24 protein-coding genes are annotated in these 22,710 nt (G+C 54.6%); 16 read left to right on the top strand and 8 right to left on the bottom strand.

Going from position 1 to position 22,710, the window contains the following annotated elements; translation table 11 throughout:
* Window positions 1-28 precede the first annotated feature (28 nt).
* From ilvD to GYN08_RS05220, 4 genes are all read left to right on the top strand, one after another.
* A complete protein-coding gene (gene ilvD / locus GYN08_RS05235) occupies window positions 29-1,735 on the top strand; it encodes a dihydroxy-acid dehydratase (protein WP_166272954.1) in 1,707 nt (568 codons plus the stop codon).
* A 30-nt stretch (window positions 1,736-1,765) separates the two neighbouring features.
* Entirely contained in the window at window positions 1,766-2,353 is a 588-nt protein-coding gene (locus tag GYN08_RS05230) for a sugar O-acetyltransferase (protein WP_166273137.1), read from the top strand.
* A 142-nt stretch (window positions 2,354-2,495) separates the two neighbouring features.
* Window positions 2,496-2,852 (top strand): MmcQ/YjbR family DNA-binding protein, encoded by a 357-nt coding sequence (locus GYN08_RS05225; protein WP_166272953.1) that lies wholly within the window; start codon window positions 2,496-2,498, stop codon window positions 2,850-2,852.
* Between the two features lie 134 nt (window positions 2,853-2,986).
* A complete protein-coding gene (locus tag GYN08_RS05220; protein ID WP_166272952.1) occupies window positions 2,987-3,133 on the top strand; it encodes a hypothetical protein in 147 nt (48 codons plus the stop codon).
* 417 nt (window positions 3,134-3,550) lie between these two features.
* Here the strand turns inward: GYN08_RS05220 and GYN08_RS05215 are convergent, their stop codons facing one another.
* Entirely contained in the window at window positions 3,551-4,984 is a 1,434-nt protein-coding gene (locus GYN08_RS05215) for a DHA2 family efflux MFS transporter permease subunit (RefSeq protein ID WP_166273136.1), read from the bottom strand.
* Window positions 4,985-5,257: 273 nt separating this feature from the next.
* Between GYN08_RS05215 and GYN08_RS05210 the strand changes: the two genes are divergently transcribed.
* Window positions 5,258-5,845 carry a TetR/AcrR family transcriptional regulator gene (locus GYN08_RS05210; protein WP_166272951.1) on the top strand — a complete coding sequence of 196 codons (588 nt, stop codon included), beginning with the start codon at window positions 5,258-5,260 and terminating at the stop codon, window positions 5,843-5,845.
* A gap of 141 nt (window positions 5,846-5,986) precedes the next feature.
* On the top strand, window positions 5,987-6,697 hold the full coding sequence (gene ric / locus GYN08_RS05205) for an iron-sulfur cluster repair di-iron protein (protein ID WP_166272950.1): 711 nt from the start codon (window positions 5,987-5,989) through the stop codon (window positions 6,695-6,697).
* A 151-nt stretch (window positions 6,698-6,848) separates the two neighbouring features.
* Here the strand turns inward: ric and GYN08_RS05200 are convergent, their stop codons facing one another.
* The 3 genes from GYN08_RS05200 to GYN08_RS05190 form a co-directional block, all read right to left on the bottom strand.
* On the bottom strand, window positions 6,849-7,976 hold the full coding sequence (locus GYN08_RS05200) for a DUF4179 domain-containing protein (RefSeq protein WP_166272949.1): 1,128 nt from the start codon (window positions 7,974-7,976) through the stop codon (window positions 6,849-6,851).
* Entirely contained in the window at window positions 7,963-8,496 is a 534-nt protein-coding gene (locus GYN08_RS05195) for a sigma-70 family RNA polymerase sigma factor (protein WP_166272948.1), read from the bottom strand. The genes GYN08_RS05200 and GYN08_RS05195 overlap by 14 nt, the downstream gene beginning before the upstream one ends.
* Before the next feature lie 232 nt (window positions 8,497-8,728).
* Window positions 8,729-10,042, bottom strand: a complete 1,314-nt coding sequence (locus GYN08_RS05190; RefSeq protein ID WP_235945766.1) for an aldehyde dehydrogenase — start codon at window positions 10,040-10,042, stop codon at window positions 8,729-8,731.
* 191 nt (window positions 10,043-10,233) lie between these two features.
* On the opposite strand from GYN08_RS05190, the gene GYN08_RS05185 reads away from it, so the two are divergent.
* From GYN08_RS05185 to GYN08_RS05160, 6 genes are all read left to right on the top strand, one after another.
* The gene (locus tag GYN08_RS05185; RefSeq protein WP_166272947.1) at window positions 10,234-10,845 is read left to right on the top strand and encodes a TetR/AcrR family transcriptional regulator; all 612 of its coding nucleotides are present in this window, start codon (window positions 10,234-10,236) and stop codon (window positions 10,843-10,845) included.
* A 278-nt stretch (window positions 10,846-11,123) separates the two neighbouring features.
* Window positions 11,124-11,696, top strand: a complete 573-nt coding sequence (locus GYN08_RS05180) for a hypothetical protein (protein ID WP_166272946.1) — start codon at window positions 11,124-11,126, stop codon at window positions 11,694-11,696.
* 40 nt (window positions 11,697-11,736) lie between these two features.
* Window positions 11,737-12,303, top strand: a complete 567-nt coding sequence (locus GYN08_RS05175; protein WP_166272945.1) for a protein kinase family protein — start codon at window positions 11,737-11,739, stop codon at window positions 12,301-12,303.
* 22 nt (window positions 12,304-12,325) lie between these two features.
* The gene (locus GYN08_RS05170) at window positions 12,326-13,366 is read left to right on the top strand and encodes a hypothetical protein (RefSeq protein WP_166272944.1); all 1,041 of its coding nucleotides are present in this window, start codon (window positions 12,326-12,328) and stop codon (window positions 13,364-13,366) included.
* A gap of 71 nt (window positions 13,367-13,437) precedes the next feature.
* Window positions 13,438-14,481, top strand: coding sequence for a hypothetical protein (locus GYN08_RS05165; RefSeq protein ID WP_166272943.1), 1,044 nt, complete (start codon window positions 13,438-13,440; stop codon window positions 14,479-14,481).
* A gap of 77 nt (window positions 14,482-14,558) precedes the next feature.
* Window positions 14,559-15,206: a DUF5694 domain-containing protein gene (locus GYN08_RS05160; protein WP_166272942.1), complete on the top strand. Its 648-nt coding sequence runs from the start codon at window positions 14,559-14,561 to the stop codon at window positions 15,204-15,206.
* Between the two features lie 210 nt (window positions 15,207-15,416).
* Here GYN08_RS05160 and hcp read toward each other — a convergent pair whose 3' ends face one another.
* Complete coding sequence (hcp, locus tag GYN08_RS05155) at window positions 15,417-17,084, bottom strand: hydroxylamine reductase (protein WP_235945764.1); 1,668 nt, start codon at window positions 17,082-17,084, stop codon at window positions 15,417-15,419.
* A gap of 259 nt (window positions 17,085-17,343) precedes the next feature.
* Between hcp and GYN08_RS05150 the strand changes: the two genes are divergently transcribed.
* The 4 genes from GYN08_RS05150 to GYN08_RS05135 all read left to right on the top strand — a co-directional run bounded on the left by GYN08_RS05150 (window position 17,344) and on the right by GYN08_RS05135 (window position 20,022).
* Window positions 17,344-18,216: an alpha/beta hydrolase gene (locus GYN08_RS05150; RefSeq protein ID WP_166272941.1), complete on the top strand. Its 873-nt coding sequence runs from the start codon at window positions 17,344-17,346 to the stop codon at window positions 18,214-18,216.
* Window positions 18,217-18,332: 116 nt separating this feature from the next.
* The gene (locus GYN08_RS05145; RefSeq protein ID WP_166272940.1) at window positions 18,333-19,244 is read left to right on the top strand and encodes a hypothetical protein; all 912 of its coding nucleotides are present in this window, start codon (window positions 18,333-18,335) and stop codon (window positions 19,242-19,244) included.
* A gap of 84 nt (window positions 19,245-19,328) precedes the next feature.
* Window positions 19,329-19,577 (top strand): ferredoxin, encoded by a 249-nt coding sequence (locus GYN08_RS05140; protein WP_166272939.1) that lies wholly within the window; start codon window positions 19,329-19,331, stop codon window positions 19,575-19,577.
* Complete coding sequence (locus GYN08_RS05135) at window positions 19,570-20,022, top strand: DUF488 domain-containing protein (protein WP_235945761.1); 453 nt, start codon at window positions 19,570-19,572, stop codon at window positions 20,020-20,022. Before GYN08_RS05140 ends, GYN08_RS05135 begins: the two co-directional genes overlap by 8 nt.
* 106 nt (window positions 20,023-20,128) lie before the next feature.
* Here the strand turns inward: GYN08_RS05135 and GYN08_RS05130 are convergent, their stop codons facing one another.
* From GYN08_RS05130 to GYN08_RS05120, 3 genes are all read right to left on the bottom strand, one after another.
* Window positions 20,129-20,965, bottom strand: a complete 837-nt coding sequence (locus GYN08_RS05130; RefSeq protein ID WP_235945759.1) for a DUF817 domain-containing protein — start codon at window positions 20,963-20,965, stop codon at window positions 20,129-20,131.
* Window positions 20,966-21,167: 202 nt separating this feature from the next.
* A complete protein-coding gene (locus GYN08_RS05125; RefSeq protein WP_166272938.1) occupies window positions 21,168-21,509 on the bottom strand; it encodes a cupin domain-containing protein in 342 nt (113 codons plus the stop codon).
* A 181-nt stretch (window positions 21,510-21,690) separates the two neighbouring features.
* Window positions 21,691-22,530: a YitT family protein gene (locus GYN08_RS05120; protein ID WP_166272937.1), complete on the bottom strand. Its 840-nt coding sequence runs from the start codon at window positions 22,528-22,530 to the stop codon at window positions 21,691-21,693.
* Between the last annotated feature and the right edge of the window lie 180 nt (window positions 22,531-22,710).

Below are 22,710 nucleotides of genomic sequence, written 5' to 3'. Positions count from 1 at the left end.
CACTCCAACATGATGGGAGCAATCGGAAATGGACCAGACCAACGGAAACCGGAAAGACTTGAGAATTCGCAGCAAGGTGATCAGCGAGGGAGCCAACCGGGTACCGAACCGGGCGATGCTTCGGGCGGTGGGGTTCACCGACGAAGATTTCAAAAAGCCGATGATCGGCGTGGCCAGCACGTGGAGCGAGGTGACGCCCTGCAACATGCACATCAACGACCTGGCGTTCCGCGCGAAAAAAGGCGTGAAAGACAGCGGCGGCGCGCCGCTCGTATTCAATACGATCACCGTATCGGACGGTATTTCGATGGGGCACGAAGGCATGCTGTTCTCGCTGCCGAGCCGCGAAGCGATCGCCGATTCCATCGAGATCGTCACCGGAGCGGAACGCTTCGACGCCTTGGTGGCGGTCGGCGGCTGCGACAAGAACACGCCCGCCTGCCTGATGGCGATGGGGCGCTTGAACGTTCCGTCCGTGTACGTCTACGGGGGTACGATCCAACCGGGGATTTTGGACGGCAAAAAAATCGATATCGTATCCGCGTTCGAGGCGGTCGGCCAGTATCAGGACGGTCGGATGAGCGACGAAGAACTGCACAAAGTCGAGTGCAGCGCTTGTCCGGGTCCCGGCGCGTGCGGAGGCATGTACACGGCCAATACGATGGCCGCTTCCGCCGAAGCGATGGGCATGAGCCTGCCGGGTTCGTCGTCGACGCCGGCGATTTCGCCGGGCAAAGCGGAAGAGTGCGAAAGAGCCGGCGCGGCGGTTCTCAACCTGCTGGAAAAAGGCATTTATCCGCGCGACATCATGACCAAAGAGGCGTTCGAGAACGCGATTACGGTCGTCATGGCGCTCGGCGGTTCGACGAACGCTTTCCTGCATCTGCTGGCGATGGCCCATTCGGTCGACGTCGATCTGACGCTGGACGATTTCGAACGCATCCGCCTGAAGGTGCCGCATCTGGCCGACCTGAAGCCGAGCGGCGCGCATGTCATGCAGGACTTGAACGATATCGGCGGCGTGCCGGGCGTGATGAAAATGCTGCTGGAGCAGGGACTGCTGCACGGCGATTGCATGACCGTCACCGGACGGACGCTGGCGGAAAATCTGGCCGACATGCCTTCCCTGCAGGAAGGTCAGGACGTTATCCGTCCGTTCGACAAGCCTCTTAAGCCCAACGGGCCGCTGGTTGTGCTGAAAGGCAATTTGGCGCCCGACGGCGCGGTAGCCAAAATGTCCGGCATGAAAAAGATGCGCTTCACGGGCCCGGCCAAAGTGTACGACAGCGAGGACGAGGCCACCGCGGCCATCGAAAGGGACGAAATCCAAAAAGGCGACGTGCTGGTCATCCGCTACTGCGGACCGAAGGGCGGACCGGGCATGCCGGAAATGCTGTCGGTGACCGCGATGATCGTCGGCAGAGGACTGGGCGGCGAAGTTGCGCTGATGACGGACGGACGCTTTTCCGGCGGCTCGCACGGTTTCGTCGTGGGACACGTTTCGCCGGAAGCCCAGGTGGGAGGACCGATCGCGCTGCTGCAAACGGGCGATCTGGTGACTTTCGACAGCGAAAGCCGGGAAGTGACGATGGAGGTAAGCGAAGAGGAACTGGCAGCCCGTGCGCAAGCCTGGGTACAGCCTCCGCTCAAAGTGTCTTCGGGCGTGCTCGCCAAGTATGCCCGCCTCGTTTCTTCCGCTTCGAAAGGCGCGGTTACGGATTTATTTGAAGACTGAGGAGGAAAGTCGATGACCGAGCAGCGAACCATGACGGAAAAAGAAAAAGCGGCCGCGGGGCTGCTGTACGACAGCAACAACGATCCCCAGATCGTGCGGGAGCGTACGTACTGCAAATCGCTGTGCTTCGAGCACAATCAACTCAATCCGCTGAAGCTGAGCGAGCGGGAAGAGATGATCCGCAAGATCGTGGCGAAGGCGGAAGGACCGTTCCTGATCGAACAGCCTTTTTACTGCGACCTGGGATACAACATCGAATTGGGCCGGAATTTTTACGCCAATCATAACTTGATCATCTTGGACGAAGCCCGAGTGAAATTCGGGGACAACGTGTTTATCGCGCCGAACTGCGGCTTTTATACGGCCGGTCATCCGCTCGACGCCGAGCAGCGCAATCAGGGCCTGGAATTCGCCTACCCGATCACGGTCGAAGACAACGTCTGGATCGGCGGCGGCGTATCCGTGCTTCCGGGAGTCACGATCGGAGCCGGCAGCGTGATCGGCGCGGGCAGCGTCGTGAACCGCGACATTCCGCCGGGCGTGATCGCGGCGGGCAATCCGTGCCGGGTCATTCGCGAGATCACGGAAGAAGACCGGAACAAATATCCGCGGGCCTGACCGCAGCACATGAAGGGCGTGCGCCGACTCCTGTCGGACGCGCGCTTTTTGTGCTGCGGCCGAACCGAAGCCGGTTTATGACGGAACGCTTGTTTGCTATACTGGGGACGGAGATTGTTCAAGCGGAAAGGGAGGAACGGACATGGACAAACAGCAGCTGATCGAGCACTGCCTGACGTATCCGGGAGCGTACGAGGATTATCCGTTCGACGAGAGCTGGACGGTCATGCGGCACGGCGCCAACAAGAAGTCGTTTGCTTTTATTTACGTTCGCGACGGCCATGCATGCGCCAATCTCAAATGCGATCCGATTAGAGCCGCCATGCTGCGCGACCTGCACGAGGAGATTAAGCCGGGCTATCACATGAACAAAGAACATTGGAACACGGTGATTCTGGACGGCGCCTTGGATAACGAAGATATTTTCGACCTGGTCCGGCACAGCTTCGAGCTGACCCGGCCGAAGATCAAAAAGAAGCGGGCGGAAGCCGACTTTTGAAGCAGTTTCGGCTGCGCAGCGGAGCGGCATCGACGATGCCGCTCCTTTTGGCGCGCCCGCAGCATTCAGAATCGCTGTACGCGGGTTATTCTATAGTAGCGAAACGAAGCGAAGGCAGGGAAGGAGGAATCAAAATGAAAAAAGCATGGGGCGTTCTGCTCGGCATCGGCCTGCTGTCGATGGTCGTAGGCTGCGGTTCGGGCGACGACGATCACGACGGCATGGACATGGACGATGCGGAGCATCAACAGATGGAAAACGATGATAATGACGGAGATTGAGCAGCGCATCGGCCGGACCGATATGCGAAAGGGGGGAGCGCCTGTTTAAGCGGACGCTCTCTTTTTGCTGCTGCGCCGATCCGACAGTCTCTCTAACGGAACGCATGTCCGTTAGAGAGGATTTTTTGGCTGCTTCGGGATTTTAACGGAACGCAGCGACCCTTAGGCATCTCGATTCGGCTTAAAGCGCTGGAAAAAGCGGTTTTTTTGTCGTTAAGCGCCGCCTCGTTCCGTTAAAAATTCGGAATGCCTCGATTCCGCTTCTAAGCGTCATGTCGTTCCGTTAGCACGGAAGGCGGCCCGGAGGTCGGCCGGCTCAGCGTAGGGCATGAAGAGGGAGCAGACAACGACATGAAAAAACCCGCTCATTGGAGAGCGGGCTGAACCTAGCCTAAAAACTCTATAGCAAGCTGCCGCTTAAACCTCGGCCGTCTTGCCCTTTTCCGCGTGCACGATAATCGTTTCGTCCGAACCGCGTTTGACGTTGCGGATGAAAAGCGACAGCAGCAGGCCGACGATGCCGATCCCGACGATAACCAAGTACGCGTCGTTGATGCCCGCAATCTGCGCTTGGGTCGCGATCTGCGCCGGGTTCGTGCCGTTTTGCATCAGGTCGGCCGCGTGCGTCTTGGCCCGGTCGGACATGATCGTAATGAGCAGCGAGGTGCCGATCGCGCCGGCCACCTGGCGGGTCGTGTTGCTGATCGCCGTGCCGTGGGCGTTCAGGCGAGGCGGCAGCTGATTCAAGCCGGCCGTCTGAAGCGGCATCATCATGAACGCCATGCCGATCCGGCGGGCGGTCGACATGAATACCAGATACGTGTAGCTGGTGGAATCGGTCAAGTTGATAAAGCCCAGCGTCGTGCCGATCACGATCACCATGCCGATGATCGTCAGCCATTTGGCTCCGAATTTGTCGAACAGACGTCCGGTCACCGGCATGAGCAGACCCATGATCAATGCGCCCGGCAGCAGCAGCAGGCCGGATTCGATCGCGGTATAGCCGCGGGCGTTTTGTAGATACAGCGGCAGCAGCATCATATCCGCGTACATGATCATCGTGACCGCGACGCTGATCACGATCGTCAGGGAGAACATGTTGAATTTGAAGGCGCGAAGGTCGAGCAGCGGCGCCTTCATTTTGAGCTGTCTCAAAGAGAAGACGACCAGGCCCACCAGGCCGATCGCGATCATGATCAATACTTCGCTGCTGGACCAGCCCAAGCTGCCCGCGCGGCTGAAGCCGTACAGCAGCGCGCCGAATCCGATCGTGGACAAGAGCACGCTCAGCGCATCGAACTTGACGTTCACGCGTTCGCCGACGTTGCGCAGGTAAACGAAACCGAGCACGATGACCAGTACGGCCAGCGGGATCATGACATAGAACATCGTTTCCCACGAGTAGTGTTCCAGCGTGTAACCGGCCAGCGTCGGTCCGATCGCCGGCGCCACGATGATCGCCAGCCCGACGAGCCCCATGGCGGAACCGCGTTTTTCCGGCGGGAACAGGGCCAGAATCACGTTCATCAGCAGCGGCATGATGATGCCCGCGCCGGCTGCCTGAATCAAGCGTCCGGTCAGCAGAACCGGAAATCCGCTCGCCATCGCCGATACGACCGTACCGGCCAGGAAGATCGTCATGGCGGCCTGGAACAGCTGGCGCGTCGAAAATTTCTGCATCAGATAGGCGGTGATCGGGATCAGCACGCCGTTAACCAGCAGGTAGCCGGTCGTCAGCCACTGGGCCGTCGCGGCCGTAATGCTGAAATCTTTCATCAATTCGGGAGTGGCTACGCTCATTATGGTTTGGTTCAGGGTGGCCAGGAAGGCGCCGAGAATCATGATGAACATGATCGGACCTTTTTTCGCGGATCCCAATTCCGTCTTAGGGGTACTGCTCAATTTCTCTTCATCCTCTCATCACGGGTCTAGACTTTTTTTACAAAGTGTCGGATAATCGACAATGCATAAATCAGATTATAGCGGCGAAAATAGATTGCGCACAAGCGACATTTTTTCTGAAAATGTAAACTAATTTTCACTATCCGGCAAAACGTTGTTTAAAATTTGAATAATCGACAGAAAAGACGGAAATGTAAATCAAACGCCAACAGGAGGAGCCGAATGAGCGAACACGAAAAAAGCAAAACCGATCCGAGAGTGCTGCGAACGCGTCAGCTGCTGAAAGGCGCTTTGATCGAGCTGCTGAAAGAGACGGATATCGACAAGATCACGGTTAACCGAATCGCTGCGTATGCCACGATCAATCGGGTCACGTTCTATTTGCATTACCGCGATATTCCCGACATGTTGGAGAAAATGGCCGAAGAGATGGCGGAAGATATCGAGCGCGCGATGAGCCGGACGATGCAGGAAAAGCAGGGCAAGACCGGAGACGTCGTGCTGCTCGGTCTGCTGGAACATATCGCGGCCAATGCCGACTTTTATAAGACTATTATCGGCTCGCGCCGGATTCCCGTTTTTCACGAGCGGCTGCGAAACGTGTTCATCCAAAAGATCGGGGACGGGATGACCGACGATATGCTGGTCAAGCGCGGCATCCAAAAAGACGTGGCCGTGTGGTTCAGTTCCGCGGCGCTGCTCGGGACGATCGCTTCCTGGCTTCGCAGCGACATGCCGTATTCGCCGCAGTTTCTGGCCCGGCAGTTCGCGCTGCTGCTTCGGACGGAGGAACTGCAAACGGAAGACTGAAGGGAAGAGGAAGACCGGATTTTTCGGGGAATAAAGTGCTTGGAATCACAAGGCGCTTTCTTCCTCCCGCCTATACTGAAGAAGAACTCGGCGACGGATAACAGACCGACATTACTTTTTCATATGCGGGAGGAAATCATCATGACGACGATCGACAAAACCTTTACGGAAGACACCTGGGTATCGCAAATTGTCAGCGAGCAGCCGCGTACCGGCGACCTGTTCCGCGAACTGCGGATCGACTTCTGCTGCGGCGGCAAAATGCCGATCAAGCAGGCCGCCGAAGAACGGGGACTCGACACGGCCGAAGTGCTGAGCCGAATCGAAGCGATCACGCGGGAAGAAGCGCAGCGCAAAGAAATGAAGCCTTCTTCGCTGGAACCGAAGGAACTGATCGCGCACATTCAGCAGCTGTATCATGCCCGTCTCCGCGAAGAACTGCCGGCGCTCACGCCTTACGTGACCAAGCTGGCTCGCGTGCACGGAGGAAACCGTCCGTATCTGCTGCGCGTCCAGGAAATCTTCTCGCTGCTCAAAAAAGAACTGCTGGAGCATACCGAAGACGAGGACGCCAACGTGTTCCCGCTGCTGGAGGCTTACTTTGACGCTCCTTCCGCCGACACGGCCGAAGCGCTCAAGCCTCATCTGACCGAACTGGAAAACGAGCACGAACAGGCCGGAGAGCTGCTGAAAGAACTGCGCGAGATCACAAGCGATTTCGTGCCGCCGATGGATGCCTGCGGGACGCACCGCCTCGTGCTGAACCGTCTCGAAGCGCTGGAAAAAGACACGTTCGAGCATATTCACTTGGAAAACAACGTGCTGTTCGACCGGGCTCGCAAAGCGGTATAAAAAGAAAGCGGCGCAAGGGAAAGCCGCATGCCGCCTCCCTTCGTGCCGCTGTTTCGTTTCAAACCGAAGAAAGGCCCTGCGCAGATGCGCGGGGCCTTTTTCGCAAGAACGGAAGCGGAATGCGGAAGAACGGAAACCGTCGATCCGATTTTTATCGCTTGCCGCTCTGCAGGTCGATTCGGATGTCCAGATCTTCCAAATATGTTTTGGAGTCGCGGAACCCTTCGCTTTTTTGGATATACGGTTTGACGACAATGTACTTCGCTTCGCTCAGATCGGCGCCGAAGTTGGAAACGTACGTCAGACTTCCGCCGTCCAGCATGCCTTCGCCGCCCACGACGTCCAGCGCGCGCCCTTGATCGTCGACAATCTCGAAAGCGGTATCCAGCAGCGCCGCTTCGCGCTTTTCGGCGGAGGCTTGACGATCTTTCAGCGCAAGCGTGGTGCCCAGCCGAACGGTCGAAGCCGTCACGTCGAGCGTATCGATGCTCAGCGCATACGTATCGTCGTCGGCGGAAGGTCCCGGTTTCAAATGAAGCTCTTGAACCGCCTTGATCCGCTCGAACGGTACCGTCACGGTCAGCGGTCGGTCTGCGTTCGCCATTTTGAGCGAGATAATGCCGTCGAAACGATCGCCCAATCCTTTCGCGTCGGAAGCTTGAAGAGGAAGGTTCATCAAGAGAGTGTACGTGCCGCCGCCCTGATCTTCCGGTTCGGTATAGTAGAAGCCGTTCAGTTCGGTCCTGCCGTCGACGCTCAAGCTGACGTTTTGCAGCTTTTCCTCCAACTTGGAAGCGTTCGGAATGCTCGGCACGGTCAGATCGACGGCGAAAGCGACTCGGGTGCCGTCGAAGATCGTTTCCCGCACTTTCATGCTCGCGTCGCCCGATTCGGCCGCTGCTTCGACAAGCGAACCCTGGTTCCGCTCGCCGGCTGTTTGAAGTCCCGCGTCGCCTTTGATTTTGCTGAAGAGGCTGCCGAGAACCGGAATGTCGCGGATCGTGTCGGCCATCGCCGGGGAAGCGAAGCCCGAAGCGAGCAGTCCGGTCGACAGTACGAACGCGGCCGCGGCGGCGGCGGCCGTGCGGCGCATCGCCCGGGAGCGCTTGCGCGCTCTGGGCGCTTCCTGCTGCGGAACCTGCATCGCTGCGGGCGATTCCGGGAGAGAAGCGTAAGCGTCGTCAAGGCGGGAACGGACCAGCGGGGAGATCGGCCTGCGGGAATGTCCCGCGTTTTTGAGGTTTAGATCCAGCTGCTGCTCGGCGTTAGATCGATTCATAATTCATACTCCCTTTCGCGTTCGATTGAAATTTTTTCATCAAGGCCGTGCGGGCTCTCATCAGTCTCGTCTTGACCGCGCTCTCCGTTACTTGCAAAGTCTGTGCCATCTGCGCGACGCTCAGATCTTCGAAGTAATGCAGAATAATCACGGTTCGCTGCTTGGATTCCAGCCGGTCGACGGCGTCTCTCATGTCCACTTCGTCGTAAGCGGCGCTTTGCGCAGCCGCGACCGGGAAGTCCGCGACCGCTACCGTGCGGCTTCGTCCGCGCAGCAGCGAGTTGCATTCGTTGATGAGAATTCGGAAGATCCAGGTTCGGAAAAACTGCGCTTCCCGCAGCGAGGCGACGGAGCGGTAAGCTTTGAACACCGTCTCCTGCATCGCGTCCGCCACGTCCTCCTCTTTTCTCAGCATCGACCAGGCCATATTGTGCAAAGCCTCTTCATGGCGCCGCATCAATTCCACGAACGCGTCGCGATCCCCGTCCCTTGCCCGCAGGACCAGCTCTTCGTCTGTCAAAGCGCATCTTCCTTTCTTCTTTTTAAGATGAACATTAGACCGGCATCCGGCCGTTTCGGTTACATCGAATAATAAAATGGACGAAAAAATTTTCGGAGCCCCTTCGAATCCGCGAAAAGGCGCAAAAAAGCGGCCTTTCGCAGGGAGCGAAAGACCGCAGGGAGAGAAAAGGCGAGGAGGATTAGGGGATAAGCGCGGGAAAGCGCTTAGGAACTCGGAGCGAAGCGGAAAATCAGACCGTGCGCACCAGCATCGATTTGTGATGGGAGAACGTCTCGAAGCTTTGACGGCCGTGGTACGAGCCCATGCCGCTCTCGCCGACGCCGCCGAACGGCAGCTCGTGCGAGCTCATATGCAGCAGCGTCTCGTTGACGCAGCCTCCGCCGAAGGAGACGGTGTTCAGCACCGTATGTTGCACTTTTTCGTCCCGGGTGAACAGGTACAGCGCCAGCGGCTTCGGCCGGTCGACGACCTTTTCCAGCACCGGATCAAGATCGCTGTAAGCCATGACCGGCAGAATCGGTCCGAAGATCTCTTCCTGCATCACCGGCGATTCCCAGTCGATGCCCTGCAGCAGCGTCGGTTCGATCAGCAGCTGTTCGCGGATCGCGCGGCCTCCCAGCAGCGCTTCGCCGTCGTTCAGGAAGCGGCTCAGCCGGTCGAAGTTGCGTTCGTTGACGATATGCGGGAAGTCGGGATTCTGCGTGACGTCCTCGCCGTATTTGTCCGCGACCTCAAGCTCGATCTCCCGCAGCAGTTCTTCGCGCACGTCTTCATGGACCAACAGATAGTCCGGCGCCACGCACGTCTGGCCGGCGTTCAGGAACTTGCCGCGCACGAGGCTCTGGGCCGCGCGCTTCAAGTCGGCATCCCGATGCACGATCGCCGGGCTTTTGCCGCCGAGTTCGAGCGTCGTCGGAGTCAGATGCTCGGCCGCGGCCCGCATGACGACTTTGCCGACCGGCGTGCTGCCGGTGAAGAAGATGTAATCGAACTTCTCGCGCAGCAGTTCCGTGCTCGTCTGCACTTCGCCTTCCATAACGGCCACGAATTGTTCGGGGAAGCAGTCGCGGATCAGGTCGGCGGTCAGCTTGGACACGGACGGCGTCAGCTCGGACGGCTTAAGCACCGCGGTGTTGCCGGCGGAAATCGCTCCGATCAGCGGGGAGAAGGCGAGCTGGAACGGATAGTTCCACGGCGCGATGATCAGCGTGACGCCGTACGGTTCGGGATGGATGGTGCTCGTTCCGCCCGGAATCTGCTCGGACGTCGGCACGACGCGCGGCGCGGCCCATTCTTCCAAATGCTCCAGCGTATAATCGAGCTCGCCGAGCACCAGCCGGATCTCCGAGCTGTACGCTTCGGCTTCGGATTTATTGAGGTCGGCCCGCAGCGCGTCCAGAATCCGCTGATGATAGTCTTCGATGCCCTGCCGCAGGCGTTTGAGAGCTGCGGTCCGGTAAGCCAAGCTTTTCGTCTGCCCCGTGCGGAAAAAGCGGCGCTGCAGCGAGACGAGTTCATGGGCGTTCATAGTCGATGTCGTCATAAGAAATCCTCCCGTACATTTATATTTCGAAACATTAAATTGTAATCAATTCATGATAAAAGTATAGACGATAACCAATTGTGCTACAATAGCCATCAGTTGCACGATTGAGGTTTATGCCTCTTTTTTAATAAAAGTGGGGTATAAATAAGGAGATTTGGAATATCAAACGGACAAAGAGGGGAACAGGGATGCCGACAAATGCCGGAAAAGAAAGCGAGCGTCTCGATCCGAGAGTCGTGCGCACGAGAAAGCTGCTGCGGGAAGCGTTCATGGCTCTGCTGAAAGAAAAGCCGTACGACCGGATCACGATCGCCGATATCACGCAGCGGGCGACGGTGAACCGCAAAACGTTCTATCTGCATCACGAGACGAAGGACCATCTGCTGCAAAGCGTGACGGACGATATTCTGGACGATTTGTTCGGCGAAGCGAAGGAAGCGCAGCCGGGCGATCTGTCGATCGACGAGCAGCAGGCGTACATTGCCGGCCGAATATTCGCGTATGTGAAAAAGCATCGGGCGTTCTTCGAAATCATGTTCGAACGCAAAGCGATGACGGACTTCGTGCAGTATATGAAGCGGTACTTCGCGCGGTTTTACGAGGAGAAGTTCGCGAACCTCGACGAAAGCCGCCTGCCGGTACAAAAAGACGTGATCGCCAGCTACATCGGCTCGGCATACGTCGGCGTCATCCACGGCTGGCTGAACGACGGCATGCGCCAAACGCCGGAAGAGATGACGCGGCAGATGATCCTGCTGAATCTTCAAGGCCCGATTCAAACGGTGAAAAATTCACAATAGAAAGCAAAGATCAAGAAAAAAAGCTGATAATGCGGAAGCGGATTCATGAGGGAGAGCATAAACTTGTTTCTCTATATTCCCTCCTCGTCTTTTGTACAAAAAATTCAACAAACTAAATGCTTAAAAGCGCGTTTTAATATAAAGGGGGAAATCGTTTTTACGCTTAATGATTGAATACTATAATCAATTACTGCTTTATCAAAAAAACATTAGCGGATAAAGAAATTTATAGGCGGTTTTTTAGGTGAGTTAAATGATATCTGCGTAATAGCCAACGATTGGAACTGAGATTACTAAGAAGGAGCGATCCTGATGAAAAAAAGTATTTAATCGGTTTTTTCGGTGCAGCGCTTATAACCCTGCTGCTTATTTTAATTTTTTCTCCTGGAAACAAATCGAAGACAGAAGATCTAAGCGCAGAGCTGCAAAAGAATTTGAATGAATACGAAGTGGCGCAGGGAATTACTATTTTACAAAGAACGGTAGTTACTGAAAATGAACCTTATATCTTAGTCGTTTACAAAAATTCGGACTCTTCGAAATTCGGCGTTATGGAATGGAGAAAAAATGGGTTATCGAAAGAAACAGCCTTTTTAGGAGACCCTGCTGAGTTGATTCGTCTTGACGGTCAATACGGAACCTATATAGGCGCTCTCTTAACGAAACAACCTAACGCGAAAAGTATATCGATATTAGATGTAAACGATCAATTGATAGAGAAATATGATCTGCTGGACGATAGAATATTCTTTTATTCTGTACCGGAAGATTTAAAGAGTGATGTTGGTTTCATTCAAATGCAAAACAAAAACGGTAATGTAATCCGAGAATTTAAGTACGATGATATTTAATAGAATGGAGGGAGCTGATCAAATAGGGAAAATTGACGTTTTGAGCGAAGTCGTGATGGAACTTTGTTACTTTACGTTCATGATGAGAAGAATAGGACTGTTAGCTGTTTCGGAAGATGAAGCAGAAGAACATCTGCAAAAAACCACTTCTTCGGAAGTCGCCCGCTTTATTAAGGATGGCATTAAAATCCTGAAAGAGAGTTATGTATTTTCTCCAACGCTGAAGATGTTTTTTGAAGCGAGGATGCTTGAATGTATTCGCAATCCAAATATCAGTGCGGAAGAATTAAAAGCAATCCATTATAGCGTTTATCTTTTTGAATATTGTCAACAAGGAGATTTGAAAGAGGTGATCCGTTATTCCGAAGTCATATTGGACTTCGAATATTCCGAAGAAGAACCCTTTTGCTGTTCTTCTGAAGACGCAGTGAAGAGGGTGCGTGGAACGCTGGTTTTCCTTAAAAATAGGGATTACGATAATATAGCCGTCGATCGAAAGGAATTCGAACATTATAAAAGTGAAGGTTGGGAGTATGATACTCGCAATTGGAATATTTTAAGCAAAGAAGATATCGATAAGCTTTTAGACGGGAATCGTCAAAGTTAAGTCCAATCCAAGGAGGACCCTTATGCGGCTAAAAGAGCTGAAGGACATGATGCTGATTCCCGACCGTGAAATCCTGCTCAACCGTCTGGTCAAGATCAACAATACCGATATCCTTCTTATTTCTGTCACCTCGGAGAACGGGAGCCATAAATTGTGGACGCTGCGCAGATTTCCGGATTACTTGTATGAAAAACAACCGGTTCCTGAACCTCAAGAACCCTTGTCGAACCGTGAGCGCATACAGCAGCATTTGCAAGGGGATACGATTTTCGACGATCAGGAAGATTATATCTCCAAAATGATCATTCAAGGCCGGCTCATGACATTCAATGGCATGGAGGCACGTTTTTTCACGGAGCAGAACCACGACAGTTATATGTGGCTTCAGCATTTTATCGAAAAAGGGTTGGACATCTCCGGTTTTGCGGAAGCCGAGTTGAACCGTTTACTTCTGACTTTTTACATTCAAGATACCTCCGAACCTTTTCCGGATCTTGATTTGGACAAAGAGCTGGATATCACCTTGAAGTTCAATCGTACTTTTCGCAGAATTCCTACACAAATTGAACCGATGATGCTGGAATTCGGCAGTTCGCAAAAAGAAATCCGACGGTCTTTTTACGATCCTATTCACGAAGAAAATCGGTTCTTTTATATTCGCGGATGGACTCATTACGATATCTGGGAAGAATCCAAAGAACTCTTAGCCAGGCCTTCCTCGCCGGGATTTACGGATGAAGAATGGCAGCAGGTCAAAGATCAACATCTCAAGAGCATTCAGGCGCTTTGTCCCAAAGGAATGAATCTGGCTCTTATCGAGTATGAAGCGGAAGGCGATATCCGTTTGGATTTTTATGCGAAACCTTATTTGGATGCAAAATATTTGTCGTCCTCATACGAATCGGGTATGTCCATGTCTTTCGGAACCGATCATGAAGGATCTCACGGATTAAGGAGTCGAAAAGACGTGATCGCTGCGGTAGAAAAAACGTTTACCGGAAGTCTCGTTGTCGAACTGCTGTCGTATAACGCGGAGTTCCCTGAAATAACGCTCCCGCTTTAAACGAAAAACGCAGAAAACAAGCCGCCTCCCCGGTATCGCGGCTTCATTTTGTTTATCCAAGGAGAAACTTTATGCGATTAAAAGAACTGAAAGACACGATGCTGCTTCCCGACCGCGAAATTCTGCTCAACCGTCTGGTCAACGTTGAAGATATCAAGCTGCTGCTGATGTCCAGCACATCGGAGAACGGGACTCATAAATTGTGGACGCTTAGCCCACTGCCGGAACGGTCGTCGGAAGAAAAAGTTATTCGCGAATCCGAGGAATCCCTTTCCAATCGGGAGCTCATGCAGCGGGATCTGAAAAGAGAGACGATTATCGGCGATCAGGAACGATTTATCTCTCAAATGATCATTCAAGGTCGGTCCATGACTTTTAGTTCGTCGCAGTCGACTTACTTCATGGAACCGGACTACCGGACCTATATGGAGTTACAGCATTTTATCGAAAAAGGACTGGATCTCGCCGGCTTTGAGGACATGGAATTGGAGCGTTTGGTTCTGACCTGTTACGAGCAGGATTCTTCCGAAGCTTTCCCGGATCTCGATTTGGATCAAGAGCTGGATATCACGTTGAAATTCGCTGGTACGGTTCGCACAATCCCTGTACATACCGAGCCGATTATGCTGAACTTCGGAGATTCGTCTAACGAAATCAAACATTACTATTACGATCCTGTTCACGAGAAAAACCGCTTTTTTTACGTTCATGCATGGACACGCTACGATATTTGGGGAGAAACCCAAAAGAGGTTCGAAAATCCTGCCGAGGAAGGTTTTACGGAAGAAGAATGGCAGCGGTTCAAGGAGCAGAGTATGAAGAGTAACGAGTCGGTTTGTTCGAAAGATCAGGTGATAGCGCTTGTCGAATACGAATCCGAAGATAATCTTCAGCTGAATTTTTATGCCCAAGATTATTTGGACGCCAAGCCTATACGTTCATCCGGCATGAGCAGCACGGTTTTGTTTTTTGCGTCGGATCACGAATTAGGCCCCCATGGATTGAAGAGTCGAGTAGACTCGATAGGTCCGATCGATAAAACGGTTGAAGGAGATATTATTGTCGAACTAATGTCTTATTACAAGGAACTTCCGGAGAAAACCGTCAAACTTTAATACAAGGCGTGTTTTAAAAAAATATTTAAAACAATGAAAAATTCACAATAGAAAACAAAAGGAGTACACCAAAAACAATGGAAAAAACGAAAACGATAGGCATACTCGGCGTCGTGCACAATAACGAACTGCGAATGCAAACCGGCTTGACGATTGAGCTGATCCGCGAGCTGATTACGGAGTTCGATCCGGACGTAATCTGCGGCGAGGTGCTGCCCGTGAGTTGGGATAGGTACAAGCGGGAACCGGCGGAGCGCGGATACTGGGGCGAGCCGCCGAGCGAATATTACGATCTGATCTTCCCGCTGTGCGAAGAGAAAGGAATAGACTTCGTGCCGATCGACTGGATCGAGCTCGACGTCTGGAACGACTTCGATCCTTTGCGAAAATACGAAGGAGAAGCACGCGCGCGGCTGGAGCAGGAAGACGAAAAGTGGTGGCAGCGCCAGCTGGAAGGAGCGGGGCAGGGGAACATTCCGTTTAACACGGCGGCATTCGACGAGGCGACCCGGCTCAAATACAAGCGGATGGCCGAACTCGATCCGGAAGCCTATGCTTTGCGCTGGACGCATCGTCATCTGATCATGGTACAGCGAATCCGAAACGCGATCAAGCGGAATCCGGATAAGCGAATTCTGTGCATCGTCGGAGCCGACCATAACCATTTGCTGAACGAAGAGCTAAGGAGGGCAGAGGGGAGCAAGGTCATCTATCCGCTGCGCTAAAAGGGCAACTATTGAAATTAAAATAAATATTTAAGGCAATGAAAAATTCACAATAATAAAACCAAAATCAAAAGCAGAAAAAATTCAACCGCCCAACCCGCGAATTCCAGCCCCTTAACCCATATCCATATCATCATCCCCCGCATCAAAAAGCGCCGGCTCGCAGCAGCGAGAACCGGCGCTTGATCTATCTTTCGGATTCGACGGCGCTTACGCGCCCAAGAACATCTTCATATCGTCTTCGACGTTGGTGATTCCGCCGATGCCGAAGTTTTCGACCAGCACGTTCACCACGTTGGGCGACAGGAAAGCCGGCAGCGTTGGGCCGAGATGGATATTTTTCACCCCCAGATGCAGCAGAGCGAGCAGTACGATCACGGCTTTCTGTTCGTACCAGGCGATATTGTAGGAAATCGGCAGGTCGTTGATATCGTCGAGGCCGAATACTTCTTTCAGCTTCATCGCGATCACGACGAGCGAATAGGAGTCGTTGCACTGGCCGGCGTCGAGCACGCGCGGAATGCCTCCGATATCGCCCAGGTCGAGCTTGTTGTATTTGTATTTGGCGCAGCCGGCGGTCATGATGACCGTATCCTGCGGCAGCTCGCGGGCGAAATCCGTGTAATAGTTCCGGGACTTCATTCGGCCGTCGCAGCCCGCCATCACGAAGAAGCGGCGGATGGCGCCCGTCTTCACGGCATCGACGACCTGATCGGCGACGCTCAGCACGGCGTTGTGCGCGAATCCGCCCACGATCTCGCCGCTTTCGATCTCCGTCGGCGGCGCACAGGTCAGCGCCTGCTCGATCAGCGCGGAGAAGTCTTTCGTTGCTCCGTCTTTGCCGTCCGGAATATGCGCGACGCCCGGATATCCGGTATTGCCTGTCGTATAGAGGCGGCCGATATAGCTGTCCTTCGGCGGAACGATGCAGTTGGTCGTCATCAGAATCGGGCCGTTGAACGATTCGAATTCTTTATTTTGCTTCCACCACGCATTGCCGTAATTGCCGTAGAAGTGTTCGTACTTCTTGAACGCCGGATAGTAGTGGGCGGGCAGCATCTCGCTGTGCGTGTAGACGTCGATGCCTTTGCCTTCGGTCTGCTCCAGCAGCTCTTCGAGGTCTTTCAAGTCGTGGCCGCTGATCAGGATGCCCGGACGGCTGCCCGCCCCGATCTTGACCTTCGTCACTTCCGGATTGCCGTATGTTCCGGTATTCGCGCGGTCCAGCATCGCCATGGCATCGACGCCGTATTTGCCGGCTTCGAGATTCAGCGCGACCAGGTCCCCGGCTTCCAGCGTATCGTCGAGCGTGGCGGCCAGCGCGCGGCGCACGAAGGCGTCGAGCGCCGGGTCGATTTCGTTCAGCTGACCGGCGTGGTAGCTGTAAGCAGCCATGCCTTTAAGGCCGTACGTGAGCAGTTCGCGCAGAGAACGAATATCTTCGTTCTCCGTGCGCAGCACGCCGACGGTCCACGCTTTGCCGTCGAATTCGCTCTCGTCGCCCGTCCAGACGGCGGCGTCCGGAAGGCTGTCTGCCGCGCCGGGGAATTGTACGTCGCGCAGCGAGCGCACTTCGGCGCGCAGTTCGAGCGCTTCGCGGTTTTTGTTCAGGAAATAATCCCGATCGAAGTTCGCGTTGGTAATCGTGGCGAACAGCGAGTCCATGATGAACAGCGATACGCGGCGCTCCATTTCAGTCGGCATATCGAGGTCCAGGCTGAGGAAAGAAATCCCTTTCAGCGTGTAAATGAGCAGGTCCATCAGATTGGCTACATCGTGAGGCTTGCCGCAGACGCCGACGATCGTGCAGCCGGTTCCTTTCGACGCTTCCTGGCATTGAAAACAGAACATCGAGGGCTGATTAGCGGATTGGGTCATGATTTCGGTCTCCTTCGGCACATAAATTTTTCCCGCTCGGCGGCTTAACCAAACAGGCTCTGATCGAATAAAGGGTAAAAATCGGAAGAGCGATCATCAAGCAGTCGCGCTGTCGCATATGTTTTCATTGTAAAACGTTCAAATTTAAAACTTGTGATTTCGCACACACCAAACGAGACAGCTTTGCGAACGGTTTGGATAACCGCAGCTGCTAATCGCCCTTTTTTTCTACAAATCGAATGCAAAGGAGCTGCAGATCATGAGCGAACGTTCAACATTGACCCGGTTCCAGGCACCCGATTACGCCGACATGCCGTATCATCACGAATCTGCGGCGCAGAAGCTGGATATCTACCTGCCCCGGCAAAGGAGAAGCGAAGGGGCCGCGCCCGTCATCGTATCCATCCACGGAGGAGCCTTCAAAGAAGGCGATAAAGCCGATTCCCAGGTGTATCCTGTGCTGAAGAGCTTGGAACGCGGGTATGCCGTCGTATCAATCAACTACAGATTAAGCGGCGAAGCGAAATTCCCGGCGCAGATCCACGATGTGAAGACCGCGATCCGCTGGGTAAAATCGAACGCGGACAAGTACGGCTTCGATAAAAAGAAAATCGCCGTATGGGGCGCTTCCGCCGGCGGCCATCTGGCGGCGCTGGCCGGAACGTCGGGCCGAAACCGGGTGCTCGAAGACACCTCGACGGGGGAAGAAAACGTAGATCCGTGCGTCCAAGCTGTCGTGGACTGGTTCGGTCCGACGGATTTCTTGTCTATGGACCAGCTGTTCATGGAGAGCGAAGTCCGTTCTCTGCAGAACCATGCGGCTCCGGATTCGCCCGAGTCGCTGCTGCTGGGCAGGCCGATCGGGGAAGCGCCGCATCTTGCCCGGGCCGCGAATCCGGAAATGCATATTACGCCCGGCGCGCCGCCCTTCTATATCCAGCACGGAACGCTCGATCCGCTCATTCCGGTGCGGCAGTCCGTCCTGCTGGCCGACAAGCTCGAGGTGGCGATCGGCGGCGGAAACGTGCGGCTGGAACTGCTGGAAGGAGCCGGACACGGCGGACCCGAGTTCGAGTCTTCCGAGAACGTGGAGAAGATTCTGGATTTCCTCGACGAAGTGCTGCACAATTAGAGAACGGTCAGACCCGGCAAACGACGTGAAAAAGCGGCGGGAAGAATAACGACTTTCTCTCCCGCCGCGTTCTTTTTATGCGTGCATTTTAACGTTATGCGAAAAGGCGGTGGCCCATGGGCGGCAGGTACGAAGCGGTAAAGGAACTTGAGCCGGTGATCCGGCGTCTCATTGCGATACGAGCGGGGAGCGGAGCGATGAACTTATATGCGGAGCTGCTGAGCATAAGGACGGAATTGAACGAATTGGCCGAACGCTCGAGGAAGCTGCACGAAGATTACAACCGGGATGCGGCGCGCGCATTCGCGGAAGAGCTGGAAGTATTCAGCCGCCCGCAGCTTATCCTGATCCGCTCATGCGGAATCATCGGAGACACGGGGCTGGGCAAACAATTCGACGCGCGGGAACAGGAAAGTTTCGTTTCCCTCTCCTATCACCTGATCATTCGCGAATCCGGCAACCGGCTGCTTGAGCGTTACGCAGCGTTCTCGGCGTTCTGGAGCCGCGACTCTTTGATCCGTTTCATCGTGCGGAACATCGGGTTCGGGGACGAACTGCAGGCGGGATTGTACGTACTGGCCCTGGCAGAGCGTCTGAACGGGAAGAGGGCCGCGGGGCATCATGCCGAAATCGGAAACGAAGCCGCGGCCGATTCCGATTCTGCCGAATATTCCGTGCTTGCAGAAAAACCGCCTTCCTTCACCGATCAAAACACGCTTCTTGTCGGCATGGACAACAGCGACGGCGTTTATTTCTTTTTCGAGTTTCGCGAAGACGCGGCCGGCTGCATCGAATGGCTGCGTGATCGGTTTTACGATTGGATGTACGGCCAGAAAGGCATCCATCCGTTCCGCTGGCATCATCGTCCGTCGGACGCGCTGAAAAAAAGCATGTTCGAAGGATGGCTGTACATACAGAATCATCAAGATTTTGTGGATTGGGTCAATACGAGAGTGTACGGCTGTCCGGTAGGAAGAGAAGTTTCTTATTGTCCGCTTCAAGAGCCGGCAGCCAAGCTTTCTTTCTGAGCAGCTTCGCGTGCGCGCAATCACAAGCCTCCGCCTTCAAGTCTCCTATACTGAAAAAAGAATGCAGACGAGGAGGAGTAGCAAGTGGCGCATCATTATACAAGAGTGGATAAAGACACCTGCATCGCCTGCGGCGCATGCGGGGCGACGGCACCGGATATTTTCGACTATGACGACGAAGGGTTGGCCGAGAACATCATCGAGGGAGACGGCAACCGAGGCATCGTTCCCGTTCCGGCGGAATGGGAGGGGGACCTCGAAGATGCGGCGGACGGCTGCCCGACGGACTCGATCCGGGTGTCGGACGTTCCTTTCGGAGAGGGCGATGCGTGAGGCGGCGAACGAAAGGATGCGCGACTTCCGGCAGTCGGACGCTCGGGACGCGGCGTTTTCGAGCGAGCGGGGACTTCGAATCAAAAGAGTGTACGAATCCCCTTCCGAAGACGACGGCTATCGCGTATTGATCGACCGTCTCTGGCCGCGCGGGTTGTCCCGGGAGCGCGTCCGAATGGACGATTGGATGCGCGAACTGTCGCCGTCCCCGTCGCTTCGCCGCTGGTTCAGCCACGCCCCCGAACGTTTCGATTATTTTCGCGAACGTTACCTGGCCCAACTGGACGACGGAGAAGGGAATTGCCAACGGGCCGCCGAACTGCTTCGCCGCGCGGAACAGGGACGGGTCACGCTGCTGTATGCCGCCAAAGACCCCGTGCATAACCATGCGGTCGTGCTGGAGGAGTGGCTGAAGCGGCAGAAGGAGAAGGACTCCGCGGAATAACCTTTTTTTGAACGCCTCGCAAAGTCGGCCTATCCGACTCCAATTATAAAAAGCCTGACTCATGCGCGGCGCGCACGGTCAGGCTTTTTTGATAACGGAACAGCGGTCAACCGGGCTCAGCCGATTCGGCTGGGGCGCGCTGCTCGCCTTTAACCTTTTTCAAGGTCGCCACGATGAGGAAGCTGACGATGACCAGCAGCAGCCAGGAGCTGACTTTGCCCAAGTGGACGAGGCTCCATGCCTGCGTCTGATTGGGATAGGTCCAGGCGCCGAAGAAGGTCGCGATATTTTCCGCGATCCAGATAAAGAAGCCGATCAGCACGAACGACAAAACGAGCGGCATGCGGTATCGGGATTCGCCGACCCGGTAATTGACTCGGGCGCGCCGGAACACGATCACGACCAGCAGACACAGCCACCAGCGAACGTCGATCCAGTAATGATGGGTAAAAAAGTTCAGGTAGATCGCCGCGGCAAGAAGTGTCACGACGGGGAAAGGCGGCCATGCGACCAGCCGTACGTCCAGCCTCCGCCAGGCCTGACACAGATAGCTGGCCACGCTGGCATACATGAATCCGCTGTACAGCGGCACGCCGAAAATTTTCGAATATCCTTCTCCCGGATACGACCAGGAGCCCATATGTACTTTGAACAGTTCCAGCGCCAGACCGATCAAGTGAAACAGCGTAATGACCTTCAGCTCGTCCCGCGTCTCCAGACCCGAACGGACCATGATCACCTGCATCAGCAGACAGAGGATCAGCAGCCAGTCGTAGCGGGGAAGGAGCGGCAGCTCGATCATCCGGGTCAAAGCCAGCGCGGCGAAAATAACGACAGGAAACAGGCAGGACAGCGCCTGCTCCCGCCCGAAGCGAAGAAGTTGGCCGAATGCGCGAAGCATAGCGGTCGGGCGGGGAGAAGCGGAATTCGATCCGGTATTCATAAAAAGGCCTCCGATTCAAGGAATTCGCCCTCAGTGTATCATTTTATTTATCGTAAAACAATATATTTTTATTGATAAATACTTCGATATCTTTCTGACAGGAAGAATAGCTGCTCCGTACCATGTGAAAACGCCAAAAACCCTGGTAAAAGCCGATCGGCGTTTACTAGGGTTTTCGTTATTGCGGAGAAAGGCTCGCGGGCTACACTTCTTTGGCGTACGCTTCGCTGGGCGTATTGATCAGCAGAACCGACAGGCTGGAACGGGAATCGTCCGCGCTGCGGTAGGCAAAAGCTTCGCGGCCTTCGACCTGCACCAGGTCGCCGGCTTCGACGAACGTCTCCGCACCGTCGGCAATCATGAAGCCCCGGCCTTCCAGCACGGTCAGATAGACGGTCGCGCCCGGATGGTTATGCGTAGGCAGCTGCTGGCCCGGCCCGAAGTTCAGCACGAAAGCCACATGACCTTCTTTTTTGAATACGATCTTTTTGGTGAATTTATCTTCCCGATATTCTTGAAAAGAGCTTAAAGTTTGTTTGTCCATTTCGCTTCACTCCTCGGTTGTATGAACTTGCCGGAAGGATGGCTTCCCGCTTCTCCTTCATTATAAATCGCTGACCGACGCGTCTCGTGATTTCGATCACAAAGTTCTCGCGACTTCGGCGTCCTGTCCTTCACGCGAACGAAAAAACGACCTGCCGGGCGCTCGGCGGGTCGTTCTTCGTTCAAACTTTTTGCAGATCCACGAATCCTTTGCCGAACACGTCCTGCAAATGGTGAATCGTGATGAACGCTTCGGGGTCGGCTGCTTTCACGATGCTTTTCAGCAGCGAAAGCTCTTTCTTGCTTACGACGATGTAGAGAATGTCCACCGAATTCTGCGTGTAATAGCCCTGGCCGCTCATGACGGTCACGCCGCGATTCATCAAGGCATTGACCTGGCGGGCGATTTCGTCTTTTTGCTTGGAGATGATCATGACGGACTTTTGCGGATTGAGCCCCGTCGTGACCAGATCGATGATTTTGGTCGCCACGACAAGCATAATGACGGTAAACATCAACTTTTCCGCGCCGATAATAAAGTACGAAGACGCCGCCACCAGCACGTCGCAGACCAGCAGCGCGGAGCTGATCTTCCAGCCCCAGAACTTGTTCATCAGTCGGGCGATAATGACCGTTCCGGCCGTCGTGCCTTCCGCGCGGATAATCAGCCCGATGCCGAATCCGATCATCGCTCCGCCGAAAATGGCGTTGACCATGAGATCGTGGGACGCCACCTGCCAGCCTTCCGTGACATGAAGGAACAGGGAGTGCAGCGCCACCGCGACAATCGTATACGCCACGGTCTTCTTCGGCAGCAGCCGATACCCGATCGCCAGCAGCGCCAAATTGATAACGAGGCTGCTCCAGCCCGGCGGCCACTGCAGCAAATAATACAAAATGATGGTAATTCCGACCACGCCGCCTTCTCCCAGCTCGTGCGGAATGACGAACACATTGATGCCCAGCGCAAAGGCGAAGGCGCCGATCGCGATGACCAGCAGATCCGATCCTATCTTTTTCACTCCGGCCTTCTTCCTCCCCGTCGCTTAATCGCGTTAAACCGTATGGATTCATTTAAGCACGGGACTTCGGCTTTTCTCAAGAACTTGGACTACCAAGATAACAAACTGCCAAGATGCCATGCTAATTCATTAGCGGGGTAAAGACGGCCGGGGATACATTCGGTTTATAAAAATGTTTTA

It is taken from the genome of Saccharibacillus alkalitolerans, from assembly GCF_011090185.1.
Taxonomy (GTDB): domain Bacteria; phylum Bacillota; class Bacilli; order Paenibacillales; family Paenibacillaceae; genus Saccharibacillus; species Saccharibacillus alkalitolerans.
The sequence above is the reverse complement of the archived record's forward strand: the minus strand, read 5'-3'. Positions and strand labels throughout refer to the sequence as shown.